The sequence below is a fragment of the Paraburkholderia dioscoreae genome, from assembly GCF_902459535.1.
In the GTDB taxonomy this organism is placed as follows: domain Bacteria; phylum Pseudomonadota; class Gammaproteobacteria; order Burkholderiales; family Burkholderiaceae; genus Paraburkholderia; species Paraburkholderia dioscoreae.
The window spans coordinates 2122310-2143749 of the sequence record NZ_LR699553.1 but is presented as its reverse complement, the minus strand read 5'-3'; the positions used below and the strand labels follow the sequence as shown (position 1 = coordinate 2143749).

The 21440-nt window shown below is 63.7% G+C and carries 17 protein-coding genes; 5 read left to right on the top strand and 12 right to left on the bottom strand.

The window, feature by feature from the left end:
- Nucleotides 1-32 precede the first annotated feature (32 nt).
- From PDMSB3_RS09615 to PDMSB3_RS09575, 9 genes are all read right to left on the bottom strand, one after another.
- Entirely contained in the window at nt 33-1262 is a 1230-nt protein-coding gene (locus PDMSB3_RS09615) for a glycosyltransferase family 4 protein (protein ID WP_007181956.1), read from the bottom strand.
- Nucleotides 1259-2740, bottom strand: coding sequence for a hypothetical protein (locus tag PDMSB3_RS09610; protein WP_007181957.1), 1482 nt, complete (start codon nt 2738-2740; stop codon nt 1259-1261). Before PDMSB3_RS09610 ends, PDMSB3_RS09615 begins: the two co-directional genes overlap by 4 nt.
- Nucleotides 2741-2743: 3 nt before the next feature.
- A complete protein-coding gene (locus PDMSB3_RS09605; protein ID WP_007181958.1) occupies nt 2744-3925 on the bottom strand; it encodes a glycosyltransferase in 1182 nt (393 codons plus the stop codon).
- Nucleotides 3926-4022: 97 nt separating this feature from the next.
- Complete coding sequence (locus tag PDMSB3_RS09600; RefSeq protein WP_165185922.1) at nt 4023-4955, bottom strand: glycosyltransferase family 2 protein; 933 nt, start codon at nt 4953-4955, stop codon at nt 4023-4025.
- 62 nt (nt 4956-5017) lie between these two features.
- Entirely contained in the window at nt 5018-7216 is a 2199-nt protein-coding gene (locus PDMSB3_RS09595; RefSeq protein WP_007181959.1) for a polysaccharide biosynthesis tyrosine autokinase, read from the bottom strand.
- Between the two features lie 124 nt (nt 7217-7340).
- Nucleotides 7341-8570, bottom strand: coding sequence for a polysaccharide biosynthesis/export family protein (locus PDMSB3_RS09590; protein WP_165187438.1), 1230 nt, complete (start codon nt 8568-8570; stop codon nt 7341-7343).
- Nucleotides 8564-9019 (bottom strand): arsenate reductase/protein-tyrosine-phosphatase family protein, encoded by a 456-nt coding sequence (locus PDMSB3_RS09585; protein ID WP_007181961.1) that lies wholly within the window; start codon nt 9017-9019, stop codon nt 8564-8566. Before PDMSB3_RS09585 ends, PDMSB3_RS09590 begins: the two co-directional genes overlap by 7 nt.
- 83 nt (nt 9020-9102) lie before the next feature.
- Nucleotides 9103-10551, bottom strand: coding sequence for a UDP-glucose dehydrogenase family protein (locus PDMSB3_RS09580; RefSeq protein ID WP_007181962.1), 1449 nt, complete (start codon nt 10549-10551; stop codon nt 9103-9105).
- A gap of 135 nt (nt 10552-10686) precedes the next feature.
- The gene (locus PDMSB3_RS09575; protein ID WP_007181963.1) at nt 10687-12084 is read right to left on the bottom strand and encodes an undecaprenyl-phosphate glucose phosphotransferase; all 1398 of its coding nucleotides are present in this window, start codon (nt 12082-12084) and stop codon (nt 10687-10689) included.
- On the opposite strand from PDMSB3_RS09575, the gene PDMSB3_RS09570 reads away from it, so the two are divergent.
- Both PDMSB3_RS09570 and PDMSB3_RS09565 read left to right on the top strand, forming a co-directional pair.
- Complete coding sequence (locus PDMSB3_RS09570; protein WP_165185920.1) at nt 12059-12475, top strand: hypothetical protein; 417 nt, start codon at nt 12059-12061, stop codon at nt 12473-12475. The two genes, PDMSB3_RS09575 and PDMSB3_RS09570, sit on opposite strands and share 26 nt — an antisense overlap.
- 244 nt (nt 12476-12719) lie before the next feature.
- Nucleotides 12720-14273 (top strand): mannose-1-phosphate guanylyltransferase/mannose-6-phosphate isomerase, encoded by a 1554-nt coding sequence (locus tag PDMSB3_RS09565; RefSeq protein ID WP_007181964.1) that lies wholly within the window; start codon nt 12720-12722, stop codon nt 14271-14273.
- 128 nt (nt 14274-14401) lie between these two features.
- Here PDMSB3_RS09565 and PDMSB3_RS09560 read toward each other — a convergent pair whose 3' ends face one another.
- Nucleotides 14402-15589 carry a transposase gene (locus PDMSB3_RS09560; protein ID WP_165185918.1) on the bottom strand — a complete coding sequence of 396 codons (1188 nt, stop codon included), beginning with the start codon at nt 15587-15589 and terminating at the stop codon, nt 14402-14404.
- Between the two features lie 1111 nt (nt 15590-16700).
- On the opposite strand from PDMSB3_RS09560, the gene PDMSB3_RS09555 reads away from it, so the two are divergent.
- From PDMSB3_RS09555 to PDMSB3_RS09545, 3 genes are all read left to right on the top strand, one after another.
- Nucleotides 16701-16997, top strand: a complete 297-nt coding sequence (locus tag PDMSB3_RS09555) for a PsiF family protein (RefSeq protein WP_007181966.1) — start codon at nt 16701-16703, stop codon at nt 16995-16997.
- 257 nt (nt 16998-17254) lie between these two features.
- The gene (locus PDMSB3_RS09550) at nt 17255-17704 is read left to right on the top strand and encodes a hypothetical protein (protein ID WP_007181967.1); all 450 of its coding nucleotides are present in this window, start codon (nt 17255-17257) and stop codon (nt 17702-17704) included.
- Nucleotides 17705-18083: 379 nt separating this feature from the next.
- Complete coding sequence (locus PDMSB3_RS09545) at nt 18084-18671, top strand: BPSL1445 family SYLF domain-containing lipoprotein (protein ID WP_007181968.1); 588 nt, start codon at nt 18084-18086, stop codon at nt 18669-18671.
- Between the two features lie 281 nt (nt 18672-18952).
- Here PDMSB3_RS09545 and PDMSB3_RS09540 read toward each other — a convergent pair whose 3' ends face one another.
- Together PDMSB3_RS09540 and PDMSB3_RS09535 are read right to left on the bottom strand one after the other, a co-directional pair.
- Nucleotides 18953-20020 (bottom strand): glycosyltransferase family 4 protein, encoded by a 1068-nt coding sequence (locus PDMSB3_RS09540; protein ID WP_007181969.1) that lies wholly within the window; start codon nt 20018-20020, stop codon nt 18953-18955.
- A gap of 230 nt (nt 20021-20250) precedes the next feature.
- Nucleotides 20251-21432: an AAA family ATPase gene (locus PDMSB3_RS09535; RefSeq protein ID WP_007181970.1), complete on the bottom strand. Its 1182-nt coding sequence runs from the start codon at nt 21430-21432 to the stop codon at nt 20251-20253.
- Nucleotides 21433-21440: the final 8 nt, after the last annotated feature.

Sequence of the window (21440 nt, the reverse complement as noted above, 5' to 3'; positions counted from 1 at the left end):
ATACGTCAGCCGGTTGGATGAAACCCGCCGCGTCATTCCGCGCTCTTCTGGCCGGCCAGCGTGTTCAGCGTCAGCGCGTCGTTCCTCGCGACCGTCGCCGCTTCCGCTTCGCTGCGCCGTCGATCCTTCTGCTGCCCGGCCAACTGGCGATACAGCGCGATGTATTGCGCGGCCATGCGCGCCCAGCCGAAGCCGGTCGCGAGTTCGTTGGCGGCGACGCCCATCGCGCGGCGCTCGTCGTGGTTCCCGGCGAGACGCGCGACCGCCTGGGCCAGCGCCCTGGGATCGTCCGGATCGTCGAGCACGATGCCGCATTCCGGCGTGATGATTTCAGCGCCGCCCGCGGTACGCGCCGTGACCACCGGCAAACCGGCCGCCATCGCCTCGAGCAGCGACAGGCTCATCGCTTCATAGCGCGACGGGAATACGAAGGCGTCGACCGAATGCATCAGCACCGGCATCTCTTTCACGAGCCCGAGAAAATGCACCCGATGCGCGATGCCGAGCGCCTTCGCCTCTTCCGGGTACGGGCTGCCCGGCAGAAAACCGGCCACCGCGATCTGCACGTGCTCCGGCAGAAACCTGAGCGCGGCGAGCACGGTGCCGAGGTTCTTGCGCGGCGTGCGCAGGTCGCCGACGAACAGCAGCAGGAACGCGTCCTTCGGCAGGCCGAATTTCTCGCGGTCGCCGGTGGCCGCGGCGAAGCCCTGCGTATCGACGCCGTTGTAGATCACATCCACGCGGTTATCCGGCGTGAGACCGATCGCGCGGATTTCGTCCGCGACCTTCTGCGACACCGCCGTGATTACCTTCGAGCGCCGGTAAGCCCAGCGTTCGAGCAGCGCATTGCAACGTGTATAGACGGATTGATACGCGGACCACACGCCTTTGGTGAGCCCGAACGGGTAATACTTGCTGCCGAACCAGCCGCTATGCACGAAGTGCGAGGTGTTGACGTCGGCGTGCATCCACGTGATGAAGCCGTTCACATGCAGCACGTCGTATTCGCGGCGATGCGCGCGCAGCCACATCGCGCTTCTGAACGCGAACACCTGCTGGCGCAGCAGATTGGTCGGCCACCAGCGGCCGATTTTCACCGGCACCCAGCGAACGTTCGGATGCGCGAGCAGATCCGGCGCGACATGCGAGGCGACCAGCGTGACGCCGATATTCTCGTCGAGCGCCGCGCGCGCGATCTCGTGGTTGACGCGCCCCTGGCCGTCGTTATGGCGCACAACGTGCGTGACAATGGCAACTCTCAATCAGTGCCTCCGTGGAGTGATAGCGTGCGATATGACATACCTGCGCGGTTCAGTTTTTCGTAATGCACCGCGGAAAGGATTGAAAAAACACTCATGAAAAGCAGCAAGCCGCCCGTGCCGACCAGCGAATTGGTGAACACCAGCATCGCGAAGGTCGCGAGACTCAGGCTCAGGCAGGCGGAGACGAATTTGTCGTTGCGCAGCTTGAACGACGCGAGCACGGCGCGCGTCACGAGCCAGACAATGCCGGACATGTAGAGCAGCGTGCCGGGCCAGCCGAGCACGAACGGAATGTTCATCACGCCGCTGTCGAAGTTGCCGTACTGGCCGAGCTGGCCGCCGTCGTTCGAGAGCTTGGTGGACGTGCCGGTCGCGCCCATGCCTTCGCCGGACACATCGGTAAAGGCGGTTTTGGCGAAGGTCGCGTAGAACTCGTTACGCGCCGCGTAGCTCTGGTCGTCGTTCAGGTTGACGATGGTGGTCAGGCGCGCCTGCATCCGCTCGGCGACCGGGCCGACCGCCAGCAGCGGCACGCAGAGCCCCGCCAGCAGCACCGCGCTGGCGACGATGCGCACCCGCACCTTGTTGTTCGATTTGACGAGCTGGATCAGGAGCGCGATGACCCAGCCGCCCCACGTCGAGCGCACGAGGCTCAGGGCGAACGCGAAAAAGCCCAGCGCCGCGGCAACCCAGCGCACCCGGTGCGTGGCCGCCATCACGAACACCATCGCGCCCATCATCGCGAACGCGAACGGTCCCGACGAATTCATCGTGCTGAACACGCGCACGCCCATCGGCACCGGATCGCCTTGCGAGTTCATCTGCGAGCCGAGCATCCACAGCGCGTCCCATTGCGGCATGATGAAAAACTGCACGAGACCGTAGCCGCCCATCACCAGCATGCCCCAGATGAACGTGTTGACGATGGTGTCGCGATACTGCGGATACTGGCGCGTGTTCGCCATGATGTGAAAGCCGATCAGGATCGGATAGAGCCAGTTCGCGAGATCGTAGGTGGCCGCGAGCGGCCCGCTCGACATCACGCCGACGAGGAACGCATAGACGAGGCCGAGCAGAACCAGCAGCACCGGCAGACCGCGCCGTTGCGCGAGCAGCTTGTAGTAGCGCAGCAGCGACAACGCGCTGATCATCGTCACCGCGAGCGGCGCAACCTGAATCAGGCTGGTCGGCGTGAACGAACCCTTGGACCAGTCGGCCAGACGCCGCACTTCCGGGCTCAGGAACCACAGCCACCACATGAAGCCGACATAGCGCGCCGGGCTCCTGAAGTAGAGCCACAGGCCCGTCAGGATCGCGAGCATCGGAAACGCGAGCGTGAGCACCGTGCCCTGATGCGCGCCGATCAGCAGCGCCGTGACGAACCACAGCAAAGCCTCCGGCAGCCATTCCTTGCGGGCACGGGACGGCGCCCGTCCGGTGCCGTTCGAGCTATCGGCGCTTCGCGCAATCGTCGACATCGTTCAGAGACCCCCGCGCGACTGGCGCGCCGACCGCTCGGGCTCGGCCACTGCCGCCGCCGCAGCCGAGGTCATCCCGGCCGCCGGGCGCGCGCGCATCGCGGCCCTCGCCCGCAGCATCTCCTGGGTGATCCGCACATGCTGCATCGCGTAGTGCTGCGTGGTCAGATCGCGTGACAACAGGCCGGCCGCGGCCGCCTGCGCCTGGCGCAACGCGTGCGCCGGTGCGGCGGCAAGCTGGTCGACCGCTTCGCGCAACGCCTGCGGATCGAACGGCGGGATATAGAACGCCTCGCCTGCCGGAAAATAATCCTGCAACGCGCCGACATTCGTCACCACCATCGGCTTGCCGACCGCCGCTGCTTCGAGCATCACGGTAATGCCCGATGCGTGCGAATTCGGCCGCAAGGGCACGACGATCACGTCGGCCCAGTCGTACAGTTCGTGCTGCTTCCTGATGCCGGAGAACAGTGCGATCTCGACGTTGGGCGCGCGCAGCGACGCGGGAATCCGGCGCCGAGTAGCGAGCTTCACGGTATAACGCGCGTCGTTGCCGAATGCCTTGATGAGCGTCTCCCAATCGCGGTCGCGGTCGTTACCGATGGCGGCGATGCGGATTGGCGCGTGCGGCATCCACTCAACAGGGCTCCTGACCGGAAAATCGCGCGTATTCAGGCCGTACAGCAACGGCCTGGCGTCGCGATCGAAATAGCGCCGGCACAGTTCGGCATTTTCGCTGGCGAGCGTGGTGAGCTGATCGGCGCGCTTCATCAGCTTGCGATACAGCCAACTGCGCAGCATGCCGTAAGAAGGCCACTTATCGAGCAGCCACACGCTTTGCGCGAGCAGCAAGGGGCCGCTGTCGGCGCCCGCCTTGCGGCCGCTCAGCAACAGCATGAGCGCGGCCGAGAGCCATTCCTGTTCGGTATGCGTCCAGATCACGTCCGAGCGCAGCATCTCGGCGCGATTGCGCCACGTATGGATGAAGTCGAAGCCGAGCGCCGCCTTCAGCGCGCGGCGCAGCAACCGCACCGGCTTGCCTTCGCGGGCGTCCTGCGAATAGGTGAGCTTGAACGCGTCGGATTCCGCGTGGTGATAGCCGTACAGACAGCCGATATCGTCGCCCGGCCGGTAAAAGCGCGGATCCGCGCCGTAAAACAGATGAACGTGGACTTTCGTACTCATGCAGACACTCCGCTCTGCCGGTGGAAAGGGGCATCGGCGGCCCGAATGCGGGCTGCCGACGCGCGAACGCGATGCGTGAACGTACAGAGCGCGGAAATCACGCGGCGCGGGACAACGCGCGGCGCGCTTCGTGGGCGCCGGTGCGCACGGCGCGCCAGCGCGTGAGCTTCAGGCCGGCCTGCTTCGAGAGCAGCGCGAGCGCCGCGTGCGTAAGCCCCGGATAGACCCGCGTGCCGACCAGCGTCCACCACCACCACGCGGTTTCGCGGCGCAGCGGCGGCAACTGGTCGCGCAGGATCAGATGGAAGTTGAAGGCGGCGTTGCGCAACGCGGTCATGGTTTGCGCGTCGCGCCGGTCGTCGTCGAACCGCTCGGCGGGAAAGTGATCGACCGCCACGCGCGGGTCGTACATCAGCTTCCAGCCGGCGTTCTTCACTGCGAGGCTGAAGGCCATGTCGTTGTGGACCTGTGCGCCCGCGCCGCGCAGGCGCGCGTCGAAACGGATGGTGCGCACCGCCTCGCGGCGATAGCTCATGTTTGCGCCTTTCAGAATATCGACTTCGCGCGCACCGCCCACGCCGAGATGATGATTGCCGATGATCTTGCCGTGAGCCGTGACCTTGCCCACCAGCGGCCGCTCGCCGTCGAGCACGCGGCCTTTCTCGTGCACCCAGTCGCGTCCGCCGAGCGCGCCGAGGCGCGCGTCGCCCTCGAATGCGGCCGCGATGCGTTCAACCCAGTCGGCGTGCGGCGCGGCGTCGTCGTCGGTGATTGCGATCACGTCGCCGTTGGCCGCGTCCAGTCCGCGATTCAGGGCCGCGACCTGGCCGGGCACCTCGACCAGCGCCACCGAGAGCGGCAGCGCGCCCGGCACGGCCGGATCGCGCAGGCAGGCGTGGGTCGCTTCGTCGTCGGCGCGCGCCACTACCACCACTTCGTCGGGCAGCCGCGACTGCCGTTGCAGCGCGGCGAGGCAGCGCGCCAGATCGGCCGGGCGTCGGAAAGTCGGAACCAGTACCGTCACTTTCATCGTGATGTCCTTTTTAATCGTCGTTGCGCGAAGACCGGATTGCATCCCGAAACGCATCCGGCTCAGGTGCTCAGGTATTCCTGAACCGCCGCATAGCCCCGGTCGTAGCCGCCGCGCGAGCGCGCCGGCATGCCGTTGAAAATGCCGCCCTGCACGTGCACGCCGGCCGCGCGCAGACGCTTGAGCGCATCGGCGATTTCGCCCTCGCTGTGCACGCCCGAGCGCATCACGAAGAAGGTCGAACCGGCATACGCGCCGATGATCGACGCATCGGTCACGGCCAGCACCGGCGGCGTGTCGATCATGATTACGTCGTAGCGCTTGGCGAGACCTTCGAGGTACTGCGGCAGCCGCGGCGACATGAGCAGTTCCGACGGATTCGGCGGACGGCGGCCGCACGAGATGAAGCTCAGGCCCTCCACGTTCGAGCTGCGGATCGCTTCTTCCAGCGAGATCTGGCCGCTCAGCAATTCAGAGAGACCGTTATCCGGCACGCCGCCCAGATAGCGTTCGAGCACACCGCGGCGCATATCGCCGTCGATCATCAGCACACGCTTGCCCGAATTCGCGAGCAGCACCGCGAGGTTGACCGTCAGGAAGCTCTTGCCGACCCCGGCCATCGGGCCCGTTAGCATGACGATGCGGTTCTTCGCGTCCATCATGGTGAACTGCATGGAGGTGCGCAGGCTGCGCAGGCTTTCCACCGTGACGTCCTTCGGCCGCGCATTCGCCAGCACCGAGCGCAGGCGTTCGCCGCCGCGCAGGAAACTGCTTTCGAGCACCGCCTGTTCGGCGCTCTGCGGTACGAGTCCGAATACCGGCAGATGGAAGGCACGCTCGATATGATCGGGGTCGTCGATGCCCTTGAACATATTGCGGCGCAGGAACACGAAGCCGGTGCCCGCGATCAGCCCGAGAATCACCGCCGCCGAGAGGATCAGCGCCTTCTTCGGCTTGACCGGCACGCCCGGGCGCAGCGCGGCGTCGACGATATGCACGTTGCCGCCGGTGCCGGCCTTCTGCACCGACAACTCCTGCACGCGGTTGAGCAGCAGCACGTAGATGTCTTCCGCCACTTTCGCGTCGCGCTGCAACTGCACGGCCTTCACTTCGGTGGCCGGCAGATCGCGGAAGCGGTCGGCGTATTTGGCGCGTTGCGCCTGCAATTCGGCCATCTGCGCGCGCGCGGCCACGAGCATCGGGTGGTCGTCACCGTAACGCTCGGTGAGTTGCGCCATCTGCAGGCGCAAGCCGGCGATCTGCTGCTCGTACTGCATGCTGCCTTCGAGGTACACCTTGGCTTCGTCGCTCGCGTTGATCGAGCCGGACTGGCGCTGATAGGCGGTCAGGGCGGCTTCGGAGCGTTCGAGGTCGGACTTCAGGCGCGGCTCTTCGCTCTTCAGGAAGTCGAGCATCTTGCTCGCGTCGGCCTGTTTGTTCAGCACGTGCTGGCGCACGTACGACTGGGCGAGCGCGTTGGCCACCAGCGCGGCATGTTCGGGGCTCTTGTCTTCCAGCGAAATCTGGATCACGCCGGTCTGCTTGCCCTGCTCCTGCACCGTGATGGCCGACTGGAACGCGGTGATGGCGTCGAGGTCGTTGGCACGCATCACCGTGAATTCCTCGCCCGGCCGCGCCACCAGCTTGTTGACCGTCATGGTCACGCCGCCGCCCTGCTCCTGCTGGCCGACGACGCCGCGCAGCAGCAGCGCGCCGTTGGCCGCATACAGTTCGTAGTGCTGGTCGTCGATCACCTTCATGGTCAGCTTCTGACCTTCCAGCGCGGGGATCACGTCGATCGAATCGACGTCGGCCTCTTCACCGCCCCATGCGTACGACGACAGACCGAGCCACGGACGCGCCGGCTGACCCGGCGTCGCCATGCGCGCGGCAATGCTGCCGAGCAGCGGGAACGTCTTCGGCGTGACGCTGAAGTTCAGCTTCAGTTGCTGCACGACCGGGCCGACCACGCCGCGGCTCTTGATGATTTCGATCTCGGCGTCGGTCGGCAGCGCCGTCGAGCCGGTGGTGATCGCCGCGCCGGTTTGCGTCTGCGTGAGCGCCTGCGACGTGTTGTCGGACTGCTCGACCCGCACGTGCGCATCGGCGGAATAGATCGGCTTGGCGAGGAAGCAGTACGCCCCCGCGATCGCGACGATCACGGCGGCGATGGCGATGAGCCACCAGATGTCGTCGAGGATCACCTGCACCAGTTGCCCGAGGACGACGTCCTCTTCTTCGGTCTTGATCGGACCAGCCATGTGTGGAGAGATTTGGTTGCTCACAATTCGCTTCCCGTATCGGTTACATCGGCATTTGCTTCGGTCCCGCGCCGCGTCCTCGATGGACAGTGCGGCACGGGCCTGACGACGGCGGTTCAGACGATCAGCGCGTCAGCTGTTTCAGGTAGAACAACGTCTGCACACTCGGCAGAACCTGCTGCAACACACGGTTGAAGGTGGTCGACGCAGCGGTGCCCACGTACACGACATCCAGCGGCTGCAACTGGAACTGCGAGGACAGCATGATGGCGTCCGGCTGCGTCATGTCGAGGCGATACACGTCCGGTGTGGTCGGGTGATCTCGCATGCCGCGCATCACGAAGATCTGGCGCGGATTGGCGTCCGTGTCGAGAATGCCGCCGGCCTGCGTCAGCGCGTCGGCGATCGTCATGCGCCCCTTGATGATCGGCAGCTGGATCGGCGTCTTCACTTCGCCCATCACGAATATGCGGCTGTCGGTGCGGTCCGGCACGTTGATCACGTCGCCGTTTTGCAGCATCACGTTCTGCGTGGTGTCGCCGCGATCGAGCATGCGGTCGGCGTCGAGCACGTAGAGTTTGTTGTTGCGCGTGAGACGCACGCGTTGAATATCGGCGTCCGCATTGGTGCCGCCCGAACGCGTGATCGCGTCGACCAGCGTGAGCGGCACGTCGCTCACCGCGAGCGGGCCCGGCGTCTTCACTTCGCCGGTCACCTGCACCTTCTGGCCGCGATACGACAGCACGCGCACGTCGACCTGCGGATTGCGGATATAGCGCACGAGGCCGGTGCTCAACTGAGCACGCAACTCGCTGACGGTTTTGCCGGCGGCCCGGATACGGCCGACGAACGGGAAAAAGATCGTGCCGTCGGCGGCGATGGTCTGGCCGTACGGGTCGGCCTGCCCCGGCAGTGCAGCCGTATACGGCTGCTGCAACGCGCCGCCGATCGACTGCGTGGTGTTGCCGCCCGCCGACAGCGTACTGCCCTGCGGCGTGGTCAGTTCAGGATGGTCCCACACGGTGATGCCGAGAATGTCCTGCGGCGCGAGCCGGTACACATACTGCGACGGGTCGCTCAAGGTGGAGGTCGGCAGCACCTGAGTCTTCGCGGCGGCGGCTTGCGCCTGCGCGGTCACGACATTCGCGTCGATCACATGGACCGGATAGGTCTCGGCGGGTTGACTGTCGTGCTGGCCGTCGTCTTTCAGACGGGAGGTGTCGAGGTAGTTGCCAGGTGCGGTGACGCAGGCCGACAGAAAGGACGTCAGCAAAAGCGTGGCGGCGAGTTTGGACTTGAAATTCGTCGACTTGCCGTCCACGAGTGAGTGTGCAGTGAGTTTTTTCATCAGCATATTTTTTTCAGCCATCCCATGACCAGATGTTCGATGAGCACGAGACTCTCCCTATAAGCGGTTTCCGCCCCGCCGTGCGGATCGGCGACGTCGGAATCCGCTTCCCACTTGCCGAGCGGATAGACCTTGCCGCGCGAGGCCGGATCGAGTGCTTCCACGTCGCTCACCTGCGCGCGCTCGGTGACCAGCACCAGATCGGCGCTGCGCACGAGTTGCCGGTCCAGACGCCGCGCGTAGTGGATGCCCGAGGCGACGCCCTGCTCGGCGAGCAGGCGCCGCATCACGGGGTCCATGCCGTGACCGTTCACGGCGCGCAGACCCGCCGAATGAAACGCGATCGGCTCCGCATGCGAACGCGACGCCGCCCGTTGCCGGGCCTTGAACAGCATTTCGGCGGCGGGCGAACGGCACACGTTGGCGTGGCAGACGATCAGAACGTTGGCAAACATGGCGGGCTCCGTGATGAGGCGCGTGGTGACGGCTGAGCGGGTGCTTGTCGGTGCGTTGGCGTTGGCGGCGCTCCGGCGGCAGCTCAGCGGCTGGCTCCGGCCGCGTCCAGCGCCACCACCTGCGCGAGCGGCAAGCCGTTCGCGCCGACCTTCGCCGGCGCGCTGCGCAGTGCGTGCTGTCGGCCGATCGCCTGATACTCGATACCGAGTTCGAGCAGCGCGTCCGGTTCATACAGGTTGCGGCCGTCGAAAATCAGCGGCGTCTTGAGGATCCGCTTGAGCGAATCGAAGTCCGGGCTCTTGAACACCTTCCACTCGGTGAGGATCACCAGCGCGTCCGCGCCTTCGGCGGCTTCCATCTCTTCCTTCACGAACGACAGGCGCGCGTGCTGCTGCGGCACGTCCTTCAGATCCAGCGCGAACACCCGCTTCGATTCGTCGATCGCGACCGGGTCGTATGCCTTCACGCGGGCGCCGCGGCGCAGCAGTTCGGCGATCAGCGGACGGCTCGGCGCTTCGCGCATGTCGTCGGTATTCGGCTTGAAGGCGAGGCCCCACACGCCGAAGGTGCGGTCGGACAGATCCTCACCCAGACGCGAGACGATCTTCTGCGCGAGCACTTTCTTCTGCGTGTCGTTGACCGCTTCCACCGCTTCGAGAATGCGCAGATTCGCCTTGTGGTCGGCGGCCGTGCGGATCAGCGCCTGCACGTCCTTCGGAAAGCACGAACCACCATAGCCGCAGCCGGCATACAGGAAGTCGTAGCCGATGCGCGGATCGGACCCGATGCCGCGCCGCACCGCCTCGATATCCGCGCCGACGCGGTCGGCCAGATTCGCGAGCTCGTTCATGTACGAAATGCGCGTGGCGAGCATGGCGTTGGCCGCGTACTTGGTGAATTCGGCCGAGCGCACGTCCATATACAGCGTGCGTTCGCGATTGCGGTTGAACGGCGCGTAGAGGCGCTTCATCAGCTCGCGCGCTTTTTCGCCCGGCACGTCTTCGTCGCAACCGAGCACGATGCGATCGGGCCGCGTGAAGTCTTCCACCGCCGCGCCCTCTTTCAGGAACTCGGGATTCGACACCACCGAGAACATGTGCGCAGCGTTGCGGCCGGCCAGTTCGGCGGCGATCACGTCACGCACGCGCGAGGCCGTGCCGACCGGCACCGTGGATTTGTCGACGATCACCTTGAAGCCCGTCATATGGCGGCCGATGTTGCGCGCGGCGGCGAGCACGTATTGCAGGTCGGCGGAACCGTCTTCGTCGGACGGCGTGCCGACCGCGATGAACTGGATATCGCCGTGCGCGACCGCCGCTTCGACGGCGGTCGAGAACGTCAGGCGCCCGGCCTTGCGATTGCGCGCGATGATCTCCTGCAGACCCGGCTCATGGATCGGCACGCCGCCGTTGTTGAGCACGTCGATCTTGCGCTGATCGACATCGAGACAGAACACGTCGTGGCCGATGTCGGCCAGACACGCGCCCGTCACGAGGCCTACGTAGCCACTACCGATGATCGTCAGGTTCATGTATTACACCTCGGAAAATGGAATCCAATAAAAAGTCACATGACGCGTGACCGAAGCCCGCAAGAAAACGCCGGGCCGCCCCAAGTTTTCCTGCACCCCCTCGGGGGGCTGGCGCGAAGCGACAGGTGCGGGCCGTCAATAAGCATTGCTGCCAACAAAGCCCTTCCACAGCGTCAGCACGACGATCTTGATGTCGAGCCAGAAGGTCCAGTGCTGCATGTAGTACAGATCGAGCTTGACGCGGCCCATCATCTTTTCGATGCGGTCGGTTTCGCCGCGATAGCCGTTGATCTGCGCCCACCCGGTAATGCCCGGCTTGATCCGGTAGCGGTGCATGTAGCCCTTCACCAGATCCTTGTAGATGTCGTCGTGTTCGAGCGCATGCGGACGCGGGCCGACCACCGACATCTCGCCGCGCAGCACGTTGATGAACTGCGGCAGCTCGTCGAGGCTGGTGCGCCGCAGGAACGCGCCGACCGCGGTGATGCGCGGATCGCGCCGCGTGGCCTGGGTGATCTTGCCGTGCTCTTCCTTGTGCATCTTCATCGAACGGAACTTGTAGATCTCGAACTGATTGCCGTCGATGCCCTTGCGCTTCTGCCGGAAGAACACGGGGCCCGGCGAGTTCAGCTTCACCGCGGCGGCGATGACCAGCATCAGCGGTGCGAGCGCGGTCAATGCGGCCAGCGCGAACAGGCGGTCGAACACGCGCTTGGGCAGCACGCGCAGATCGGTGATCGGCGAGGCGGCCAGGTTGATCGCCGGCACGCCGAGCAGATCGACCATCGGCTGATTGAAAAGCGTGAGACTGCGCACGTCGGGAATGAAGCGGATGTTCACGAAGTCGTTGCGCAGGTCCATCACGAAGCGGTGAATCGCTTTCTCCTTGGAGATCGGCAGCGCGAGCCACAGTTCGCGGATCGCGCGCTGGCGCACGAGATGCAGCATGCGCTGATAGTCGCGCTCGACCGGCACGCCTTCGATCGCCTCGCCCGCATCGGGGTCTTCATACGGATTGATGGTGCCGTCCTCGTCGAACACCACGACGGGGCTGAAGCCCGCATCCGGACGGCTGCGCATCTGCTGGATCAGAAAGCGCCCATACGGCGCGCCGCCCACAATCGCCACCGCGCGCTGATTGAAGCCTTCGCGGCGCAGTCCGCGCAAGATCGAATAGACGATCACCTTGGTGACGATCAGGAGCACGATCGTGGCCGCCGCCCAATAGACGAGCCACAACCGCGACAGGCTGTCCGAGCGGTGCAGGCTGAAGCTGATCAGCACGCCGGTGACTTCCACCAGCAGCCAGCCGCCCGCCACGCGGCACAGCAGGTCGTACAACGGCTTGCCACGCCACGACTGATAGATCCCGAGCGCCGGAAAAAACACCACCACCAGCAGGCAGTCGAACGCGAGCGAGACGCTTTGCATATCGTCCAGCCACACGGCTTTCCCGCTGTGCACGGCCGCCGCAATGGCGGCGCCGAGCGCGACCATGGCGATGTCGATGATTCTCGATAGAACGCTCAGCATGCGCTGCCCCTCAGTTCGTCAGTCAAGTGCCATCCGTTGGTTGGTTGAAATCCACTCCGGCGATGGGACGCACAACGCCGGTATCCGCGTCATGCAATTCCATGCGCGACGCGAACCTGTTCGAAGCGGTGCTAATTGCCCTTCTGTTTCCCAATCGAAAAGATCGCCTGAACGACCGGATCAGGAAATGTGTGTCGGAATGAGTGAATACCCTTGTACAGGTATAGATAAAGCGGTATTAAAATTCCCACTGCAAGACCGCAAAATATCTCAAATTGTATCGGTCAATGTTTCGGTATTTTTTCTGAATTTTGTTCGGCAATTTTTACCGGCACGGATGTCTTTTCACTGCCTGGTAAGCCTTTGTGTGAGCCAATCCAGTACTTTCTGATGGTTTTCCTACAAAGCTTACGCGACGCCTTCCGTTGTCATTTTGCGGCATGGACGACGATAAAAAAATGTCCCGTGATTTTTTTCGGGTAATTTTTCTTTTTAAAAAATTATAGGGACATTTTTTCTTCACGAAATGGATAATTTTATTTGGCGCTTTATATAGTTTCCATTTAACGCGCTTTTATTGATTCCCGGGTTCGTGATAAAAATCGACGCATTCACCCAGCCTCGAGGAGTCCATCATGACAGCTCCGGTTACGGCCACGTCTGCCGACACCCGGTCCACGCAAGTCAAGTCCCTGAACGTCAAGCTCAAGGTTCATCCTGTGATTCTGGCGGGCGGCTCCGGCACGCGGTTATGGCCGATGTCGCGCGAACAGCACCCGAAGCAGCTCATCGGCCTGCTCGGCGACGATTCGCTGCTGCAATCCACTACGCGCCGTCTCGACGGACTCGAAGCCGGCTATCCGCTCACCGAGCAACTCATCGTGGTGGCCAATGAAGAGCAGCGCTTCACCACCGCCGAGCAATTGCGCACGAGCGGCAAGCCGACCCGGCTGATTCTCGAACCCGCAGGACGCGACACGGCGCCGGCGCTCACCGTGGCTGCCCTCTCGGTCGCCGCGCAAGACGAAGACGGCATCATGGTGGTGATGCCCGCCGATCATGCGGTCACGGACATCGCCGGATTTCATGCGGCAGTGGCGACCGGCGTGCAGCATGCGGCAGCCGGGCATATCGTCACGATGGGTATCGTGCCGACGCGCGCCGAAACGGGCTACGGCTACATTCGCATCGGCGCAGCGCTTGGCACGACTAATGATACGCAGGACGCCGGCACGGAAGCCGCCGGCAGGATCGGCGCGCACAAGCTCGATCGCTTCGTCGAGAAGCCGCATCTGGAGCTGGCGCAGCGGTATATCGATTCGCAGGAGTACTGGTGGAATAGCGGCATTTTCATCATGCGCGCGTCGACCTGGCTGAAGGCGATCCGTTATTTCCAGCCGGCCATTTACGAAGCGTGCGACGCGGCCTTCGCGGGCGGCAAGGCGGACGGCGACTTCTTCCGCCTGCAACGCGACGCGTTCAGCGCCTCGCCGTCGAATTCGATCGACTACGCGGTGATGGAACAGCTCGGCAACGACCAGAGCGCGGCCTCGGGCATCGTCGTGCCGTTGCAGGCGGGCTGGTCCGACGTCGGTTCGTGGGACGCCATCTGGGACATCTCGGACAAGGACGCCGATCAGAACGTGGGGCGCGGCCGGGTGATGTTCGAAGGCGCCGTCTCGACCTTCGCGCATTCGGAAGGACGCCTGATTGCCTGCGTGGGCACACAGGATCTGGTGGTAGTGGAAACGGCCGACGCCATTCTGGTCGCCGACAAGTCGCGCGTGCAGGACGTCAAGAAGATCGTGGGCCGGATTCGCAGCGACGGCGGGATGGAAGCGGCCAACCATCGCAAGGTGCATCGCCCGTGGGGCAATTACGACTCCGTCGACACCGGCGAGCGCTTCCAGGTCAAGCGGATCGTGGTGAAGCCAGGTGCGCGGCTCTCGCTGCAAATGCATCATCACCGCGCCGAACATTGGATTGTCGTGCGCGGCACGGCGCTCGTCACGCGTGGTGAAGAGCGCTTTATCGTCTCCGAAAACGAATCGGCTTATATTCCGCTGGGTGTCACCCACCGTCTCGAGAATCCGGGCAAGATGCCGCTCGAAATGATCGAGGTCCAGTCCGGTTCGTATCTCGGTGAGGACGATATCGTGCGTTTCGACGACACCTACGGACGCCAGTGACAAGCCACTAACAAGCGTCGATCAGGGGCGTCGGCGAACGGCGTCCTTCTGACATCACCAGTGAATCACAACGAATGAAGCGGGAGCCTGCGGCGGTTGCTCCTACCGGCCGCGGGGAACTGCTGTGCTCACCCTGCGTGGGAGATGAGTTCTGGGTACGACGTAAAACGATCTGATGTACTGCTCTCGGTCGCTGCGTTGACAGCAGCCGGTTCGCCGGGATAACGGCGCAGCGGACCACGAAATGCGTTCAGCGGTCCATGCAAAGACGCACCGTGATTGACCGCGACCGGTTCGGGCACATGGCGCAAGGCAGGCAACGGACGAGCCGCCGTAGGCGCCGGGTTTGCAGCGACGTGCGCCGACGCTTGAGTCGAAACATGAACTGCCGCCGCGGATTCGGCTGCTGCCGCCAGCGTGAGGCATTCACGATCGATCCACTGCCGCGCCCAGCCGAGCGCGTATTGCTCCGCCACATCCGTATCCGCAAAGCGCGGGCCGACGAGGCCTGAACGCTCGACGCGTTTGCCGTCCTTCATGATCTCCGCCCACGCGCGAAACATGGCGTTCGGCACCCGCTCCGCCGCGACATAAATCACATAGCCGCGGTCGGCGATTTCCCTGCCGCGTGGCGCGAGGCTCAGCGACAGCGGGCTGCGCCGGTCGTCGGGCGCCGGCGTGCTGCGCGCTGATGCGACGGCGGAATTCAAACCATGCATGGCGGCATTCACCGCGCCCGCTTCGTCCGCGCGAGCGAGGTCCGGCCGCGCGACATACCGTACGGGCGCCGCAGGCGCGCGGGACACCGGCGGCACGCTTGCCGCCCCGTTCGCCTCTCCCGACAACTGACGCGTGATGTCGGCAATCGGATCGGCCGACCGCCAGTTGCTCAGGCTGTTCGACACGCCGGGCGCTTGCCACGACTCTGGACTTCTCCAGGACACACCACGCAGAGTCTCGTCGCGCGCGCGCGGGCTTTCCGTTACCGGTGCCGCGGGTTTGGCCGCGACGGGCGGCGCCGGCTGGGGGACGTACGCAAAGGTGCGCCCGGTTTGCGACAACAGCCGAACCATCTCGAGCAGCGTGCCGTTCAATTGCCATTCTTCAAAACGGCGCCGGCAAGTGGGCCCCGACGGATAACGGCCGGGCAGTTTCGACCAGGGCTCGCCGGTGGTCAGGATCCACAGCACGGCATTCGCCACGATGCGTGGTTCGGCGCGGGGCCGGCCGCGTCGGTTTAGACGGACGGCCGGCTCATCTGAGACAAGCGCTGCCAGCAGCGCCCATTCGTCATTGCTTAGCTCATCGAAAAACATTGGATTTTCTCCACGCAGCCTGGCCGGGCCGCGGCTTTGGGACGCCACGGATTCAACTTTCACGATCCGTGTGCAGCCCGCGGTTGCACAAATATGTCTTGTACGTTCTGTCAGCTGGTCAAACCCGCCCTGTCTTAGTGCGGTTTATCCCTATTGCGAAGCACAAAACGTGGTCTCACTCGTGCATGGGAGAATTGTGCACGAAGCATACCATCCCCAGGGTTTGCGTGAATACGCGTGAGACAAGTGTTACGGATAGAAACAAACTTGTCCTTTTTGCTGCGTCTTTTCTCGCATTGCCGTCACAGAACTGCTGTTGCTTCCAGCTAAAAAATGGCGCTATTGCAGCGCACAACAATTGGATATCGCTGGCGAATTGACTTTGATGAATTCGCCGTTTTTTTGAAGGTGGATTCCGATGCATTTCGCTGTCGCTATGTCTAGCGGCGGTGAGCGGAAGCAGCGGCAGAACAGCCTATGTGCAATGCATCGGTGTCAGGACGATGGCGCGGCCAGCGTGGCGCAGGCACCGCTAGAAGATGCGCCGCTCCGCAGCAAAATCCATCGATACGACCGATAGACCTGGTTTCAGCGCATCGGTTCGCCGCGCCCTCGCCGACCACAGCCGTCCTTTCCCGTGCGTGCCGGCATGTCACGATACCGGTGGGCACGTATGCCGCCGCTGTGACAGCGGCGTCGCGGTACAACTACCGGCACACATGCTGGTCAATATTACCCCTATGTCATAAGACGGAATTTTCTGCCGATTTACCATTCAGTTGCATTTGCAGCAATCCGCAATGGATATTTGAATCTTTCATCGAACTCCCCGAATCGCGTCGCGCTAATTCGTTTCGAATTCGCTTCATGCAATTAATCTGGAATGCATAACATAATTCGGCACGCCGCTATTGCCCCTTTCATTCTCCGATGCGCCATCGCCGCCCGCCGCGCAAGGGAAAATCTGTGCGAGTGCATGTCAACCGGATTGCTGTTTTGGCCGTTCTGGCAGACAGCATTTGCCATAATGGACATGCCGAGGGTTCTGGATACCGTTGACGCCCGCGCGCATGAACGACCAAAAACGTTTTCACCACCGATGGAGTGTCATATGAAAGTCCAATCCGCTATCGCTACGCTGGTGCTGGGCGCTGTCCTCGTTTCTCCGGTGTTCGCACAGAACAGCCAGCAGACGAAAATGGCCGACTGTAACAAGCAGGCCGGCGACAAGAAGGGCGATGACCGCAAGGCATTCATGAAAACGTGCCTGTCCGCGAAGCCGGCCGCCGCCGCGCCGATGAGCCAGCAGGACAAGATGAAGGCGTGCAACACGCAAGCCACCGGCAAGAAGGGTGATGACCGCAAGGCGTTCATGAAGAGCTGCCTGTCGTCCGCACCGTCCAACTAAACACCGTGAGTCAGCGCCGCGCCACGAGCGCGGCGCACGAGCGCCCTGCGCTCGAACCAGGCGACGCCGCGCCCGGCGCCGCTTACCTGTCACTTACTGCCCACTTACTGCCGCCTCCCGCTCCGCCCCACGCCGTGCATCCGCCCGAACGCGCCGTTTTTCTTCTATGATGGCTGCGGAGACGGCCCCCCCATATAGAACATTAGACGGGCCGCCATCTTGTCGTTGGAGCTGCAGAGCGTCCATCGGAGGCAAGGATGGTATCGAAGCATAAAAACCGCTGGCTGAGGCGGTGGCTGGTCGTCATCATCTTCTGGGCGGTGCCCGTGGCGATCGTGGCGGTGAGCGAGATCCGGGAGGAAATGGCGTACAACGCCGTCGACCTCGACCGCGCGCTGACCACCTGGAATTTCACCGACGCGCAACGCGCGGCCGGCGCCCCCGCGCGCTGTCACGGCAATCCCGACGAAGCGCAAGCCGCGGGTTGTCCGGCCGATGTGCTGGCCGCCAACGCGGCGCGACAGCAGGACGCCCGCAATGAATACGGCGTGCGCCGCGCTACCCTGATGGCTTATCTCTGGCATGCATTTGTCGGTTACTGGATCGTGCCGGCCGTCGCGCTGTTTCTGCTCGGCGTACTGATCGGCATGCTGCGCCGCGTACTGCGGCGTCCGCCGCCGGTCAAAAGCCCGGCGAATCACGGATGACGGCGCACCCGCTTCGACAGCCGATCTGCGGCATCGACGCAACGCTTTCGGTTTTATTACAACGCGAATACGCGAGGCGCGAAAATCGGTAAAAACGAATCATCCAGGCTGTTACGGCCCCGTTCCGATTGAGGCACATCAAATCGGGCCCGAATTCCCGGGAACCTGTTCCAACGCGCGGCGCGCGCGCTCACGCGGCGCGCTCCAGTACCAGTCAAAATTACAGCGCGATCCCTTACGATTAGCCCGAAACCCCCGCCGTACAAGGCTTTTCGCCTGTCAAGGAAGCGCGCCATTTGTGCTTGCGTGTGATATAACTCAAAAGCAACCCGGCAACATCAGATGAGGTTGCGCCCCGGAACAATGACGGAGAAAAACGATGCAAAGACGAAACTTCATGTTGAAGACTACCGCTGCGCTCGCTTTCGGAGGCCTTGCACTGGCTGGTTGTACGACGAATAAAGGCAACCCGGACACACCCGCCACCGATTCATCCAAGCGCCAGTCGATCGACGCCAGCGTCGAAGGCACGATGTCGCGACTTTTCACGACGGTGCAGGGCTCGCGCGAACTGGTTTCGAAGGCGCGCGGCGTCCTCGTGTTCCCGTCGGTGCTTCAGGTCGGCTTTATCGTCGGCGGTCAGTACGGCGAAGGCTCGCTGAAGGTCGGTGGCGGCACGGTCGGTTACTACAGCACGATTTCCGGTTCGTTCGGCCTGCAGGCAGGTGCGCAGTCGAAGGCGATCATTTTCCTGTTCATGACGCAGGACGCACTGGACAAATTCCGCAACGCCGACGGCTGGTCGGCGGGCGGCGACGCCTCCGTCGCGCTGGTGAAAATGGGTGCCAACGGCGCGATCGACACCACCACGGCGACGGCTCCGGTCGAAGTGTTCGTGCTGACCAATGCCGGCCTGATGGCCGACGTATCGCTGCAAGGCACCAAGGTTACGCGTCTGAAGATCTAAGGGGCGCGCTCCGATTGCCGGTCTGCGGGGTGTGCGTCTGATCCGCCGGGTTTCCGTGAGCAGCGGTGGCCGGATCAGACGCAATCCCGCGCAGCCCGCTTTTGCAACGCAAGCAATGTGGCACGCGCCGCGGCGGTGAGCTTTTGTGGGCCGCGGTTAGCCGCAGATGATCGGTCGCATTGCCTGACGCCATTGTCTCGAATCATGCGGCAACAAAAACGGCGATGCGCTGCCTGCATCGCCGCTCTTTTTGATCTCGCGCGTTCGCCAGTCTTTCCGGCTCAGCTTCCCGACGTATCGATCACCTTGAAGCGCGAACGTTTCTGCGCGCGAATCACCGACTGATACGCGTTCACATACTGTTGAGCCATGCGGTGCGACGTGAAGCGCTCCTCGAAGCGCTGCCGTACGCCCGCTCGCGGCACCTTGTGCAGGCGATTGACCGCCGCCACCGCGCCGATCTCGTCTTCCACGATAAAGCCCGTCACACCATCTTCCAGCACTTCCGGCACCGAACCGCGATTGAACGCGATGACCGGCGTGCCGCATGCCATCGCTTCGATCATCACGAGGCCGAACGGCTCAGGCCAGTCGATCGGAAACAGCAACGCGTGCGCCCCGGACAGGAATTCGGCCTTCTGGTGATCCGCAATCTCGCCGATGAACTCCACGTACGGCAAATCCAGCAGCGGCCGGATGTCGCGTTCGAAATACTCGCGATCGGCGGCGTCCACTTTCGCGGCGATGCGAATCGGCATACCGCAGCGGCCGGCAATCCGGATCGCGGTGTCGACACGCTTTTCCGGCGAGATCCGGCCGAGAAACGCGAGATATTTCTGCTCGACCGGCTGCGGCGTGTAGAGCTGCTCCGGCAAGCCGTGATACACGGTGGTCAGCCACCTGGCCTGCGGCAGCGGATGCCGCTGCGCGTTCGAAATCGAGATCACCGGCGCGGTGTTGAAGGTGTCGAACACCGGCTGTTGCTCGGGCAGATCGAGGCGGCCGTGCATGGTCGTGACAAACGGCGTTTCCTGGCGCTTGAAGACCGAGAACGAGTAATAGTCCAGGTGGAAATGCAGGACGTCGAAATTCTCGGCCTGACGGCGCACCAGTTCCATCAGCAGCATATGGGGCGCCACGCGGTCGCGAATGCCCGGATCGAGACGCAGCGCGCGCGGCCAGACGGCTTCGAGCTTCGCGTTGGTCACGGAGTCGCCGCTCGCGAACAGCGTCACGTCATGGCCGAGTTCGACCAGCGCCTCGGTGATGTATGACACGACGCGCTCCGTGCCGCCATACAGCTTGGGCGGCACCGATTCGGTCAAAGGGGCGATCTGCGCAATCTTCATATTCTGTCTCCGTGATCTGACGGCTTGCGCCTGCGGCGGTGCGCGTCAGCAGCGCTGAGTATGGACAGCGCCACTACCGCCGATCAATGCAACGGCCGCGCTCCGGCACGGTGCACGACCGGCATCGACGCATTATTCACCACGGGCCAACAAAAAACCCCCAAACTTGCACTTTCTCGGCACTGTTACATTCAGCTTACACGCGACTCGAAACGGAAACGGATCCCCGATTATCGGGCGGGCCATTTCCAGGGCGGCAGATCGCGCTCGTCGTCATCGGCGATACGGGTGGCGCCGAAGTGCTTCTCCAGCACGATCGACTGGCTCGCCTCCTCGCGTTCGAGTGCCGCGATCAGGCGCGCCGCATGCGACACCACCAACACCTGCGAATATGTGGCAGCCCGCGCGATCAGGCGGGCGAGCGCCGACAGCAGGTCCGGATGCAGGCTCGTTTCGGGTTCGTTCAGCACGAGCAGTTCCGGCGGACGCGGCGTCAGCAAAGCGGCGACCAGCAGCAGATAGCGCAAGGTGCCGTCCGACAGTTCCGCGCCTTTCAGCGGCCGCAGCAGGCCATGCTGCTGCATCGCCACTTCGAAGCGGCCGTCCTGTGTCGTGACGTCGAGGCGAGAGCCCGGGAAGGCGTCGTCGATGGCGGCGTCGAGCGCAACCGGATCGCCGATCTCGCGGATGGTTTGCAAGGCGGCGGCGAGATCCGCACCGTCGTTCGCGAGCACCGGCGTGTGCGTGCCGATCTGCGGCAGACGCGCGGCCGCTTCGACGTCCGTGCGGAAATGGTCGTAGAAACGCCAGGAGCGGATCTGCTCACGCACCGTGACCATCTCGGGTGCGGTGCGCGGGTCGGAGAACTCCGTCATCATGCTGTCGAAGCTGGCGACCGGTTGCGGAATGGTCTGCCAGTCGCCGTGCTCGTCGCGCGTGCGCAGCGCCGGGCCGTGCCGGTCCACCAGTAACGCCGACGGCCGCAGCACAGGGCCGCTCCAGATGCACTCGCGTTTGATGATCGGATCGAGCAGGAACTTGCTGGGTATGGGAGCCGCTGGCCGCTCCGGCGCTGGCAGCCCCAGATCGATCGCGTAGCCGAACTGATCGCCGGCAAAGCCGAGCCGCAGGCTCACGGGTTCTTTACGCCGCGTGCCCTCGACCGGGAACTCGCCGGCCAGCACGGCGCGCGAAAAGCGTTCGGGACCGGCCCATAACGTGGAAGGCAAACCGCCTTCGCGCGCCAACGAGGTAATCACACCGCCGCGCGCCGTCTCCGCCAACAAACGCAGCGAACGATACACGCTCGACTTGCCGCTGCCATTGGCGCCCGTAATTACGTTCAGGCGGCCGAGCGGCACGATCAGCTCGCGCAGCGAGCGGTAACCCGCGACAGCCAGCGTGGTCAGCATGCGGCAAC

Bases quoted from the DNA above. Each gene is read 5' to 3' on its own strand.
- PDMSB3_RS09570 (WP_165185920.1), top strand. From the start codon at position 12,059: ATGATTCTCGATAGAACGCTCAGCATGCGCTGCCCCTCAGTTCGTCAG.
- PDMSB3_RS09610 (WP_007181957.1), bottom strand. From the start codon at position 2,740: ATGTCGACGATTGCGCGAAGCGCCGATAGCTCGAACGGCACCGGACGG.
- PDMSB3_RS09580 (WP_007181962.1), bottom strand. From the start codon at position 10,551: ATGAACCTGACGATCATCGGTAGTGGCTACGTAGGCCTCGTGACGGGC.
- PDMSB3_RS09585 (WP_007181961.1), bottom strand. From the start codon at position 9,019: ATGTTTGCCAACGTTCTGATCGTCTGCCACGCCAACGTGTGCCGTTCG.
- PDMSB3_RS09565 (WP_007181964.1), top strand. From the start codon at position 12,720: ATGACAGCTCCGGTTACGGCCACGTCTGCCGACACCCGGTCCACGCAA.
- PDMSB3_RS09575 (WP_007181963.1), bottom strand. From the start codon at position 12,084: ATGCTGAGCGTTCTATCGAGAATCATCGACATCGCCATGGTCGCGCTC.
- PDMSB3_RS09545 (WP_007181968.1), top strand. From the start codon at position 18,084: ATGCAAAGACGAAACTTCATGTTGAAGACTACCGCTGCGCTCGCTTTC.
- PDMSB3_RS09600 (WP_165185922.1), bottom strand. From the start codon at position 4,955: ATGAAAGTGACGGTACTGGTTCCGACTTTCCGACGCCCGGCCGATCTG.
- PDMSB3_RS09535 (WP_007181970.1), bottom strand. From the start codon at position 21,432: ATGCTGACCACGCTGGCTGTCGCGGGTTACCGCTCGCTGCGCGAGCTG.
- PDMSB3_RS09590 (WP_165187438.1), bottom strand. From the start codon at position 8,570: ATGCTGATGAAAAAACTCACTGCACACTCACTCGTGGACGGCAAGTCG.
- PDMSB3_RS09560 (WP_165185918.1), bottom strand. From the start codon at position 15,589: ATGTTTTTCGATGAGCTAAGCAATGACGAATGGGCGCTGCTGGCAGCG.
- PDMSB3_RS09605 (WP_007181958.1), bottom strand. From the start codon at position 3,925: ATGAGTACGAAAGTCCACGTTCATCTGTTTTACGGCGCGGATCCGCGC.
- PDMSB3_RS09555 (WP_007181966.1), top strand. From the start codon at position 16,701: ATGAAAGTCCAATCCGCTATCGCTACGCTGGTGCTGGGCGCTGTCCTC.
- PDMSB3_RS09550 (WP_007181967.1), top strand. From the start codon at position 17,255: ATGGTATCGAAGCATAAAAACCGCTGGCTGAGGCGGTGGCTGGTCGTC.
- PDMSB3_RS09540 (WP_007181969.1), bottom strand. From the start codon at position 20,020: ATGAAGATTGCGCAGATCGCCCCTTTGACCGAATCGGTGCCGCCCAAG.
- PDMSB3_RS09595 (WP_007181959.1), bottom strand. From the start codon at position 7,216: ATGGCTGGTCCGATCAAGACCGAAGAAGAGGACGTCGTCCTCGGGCAA.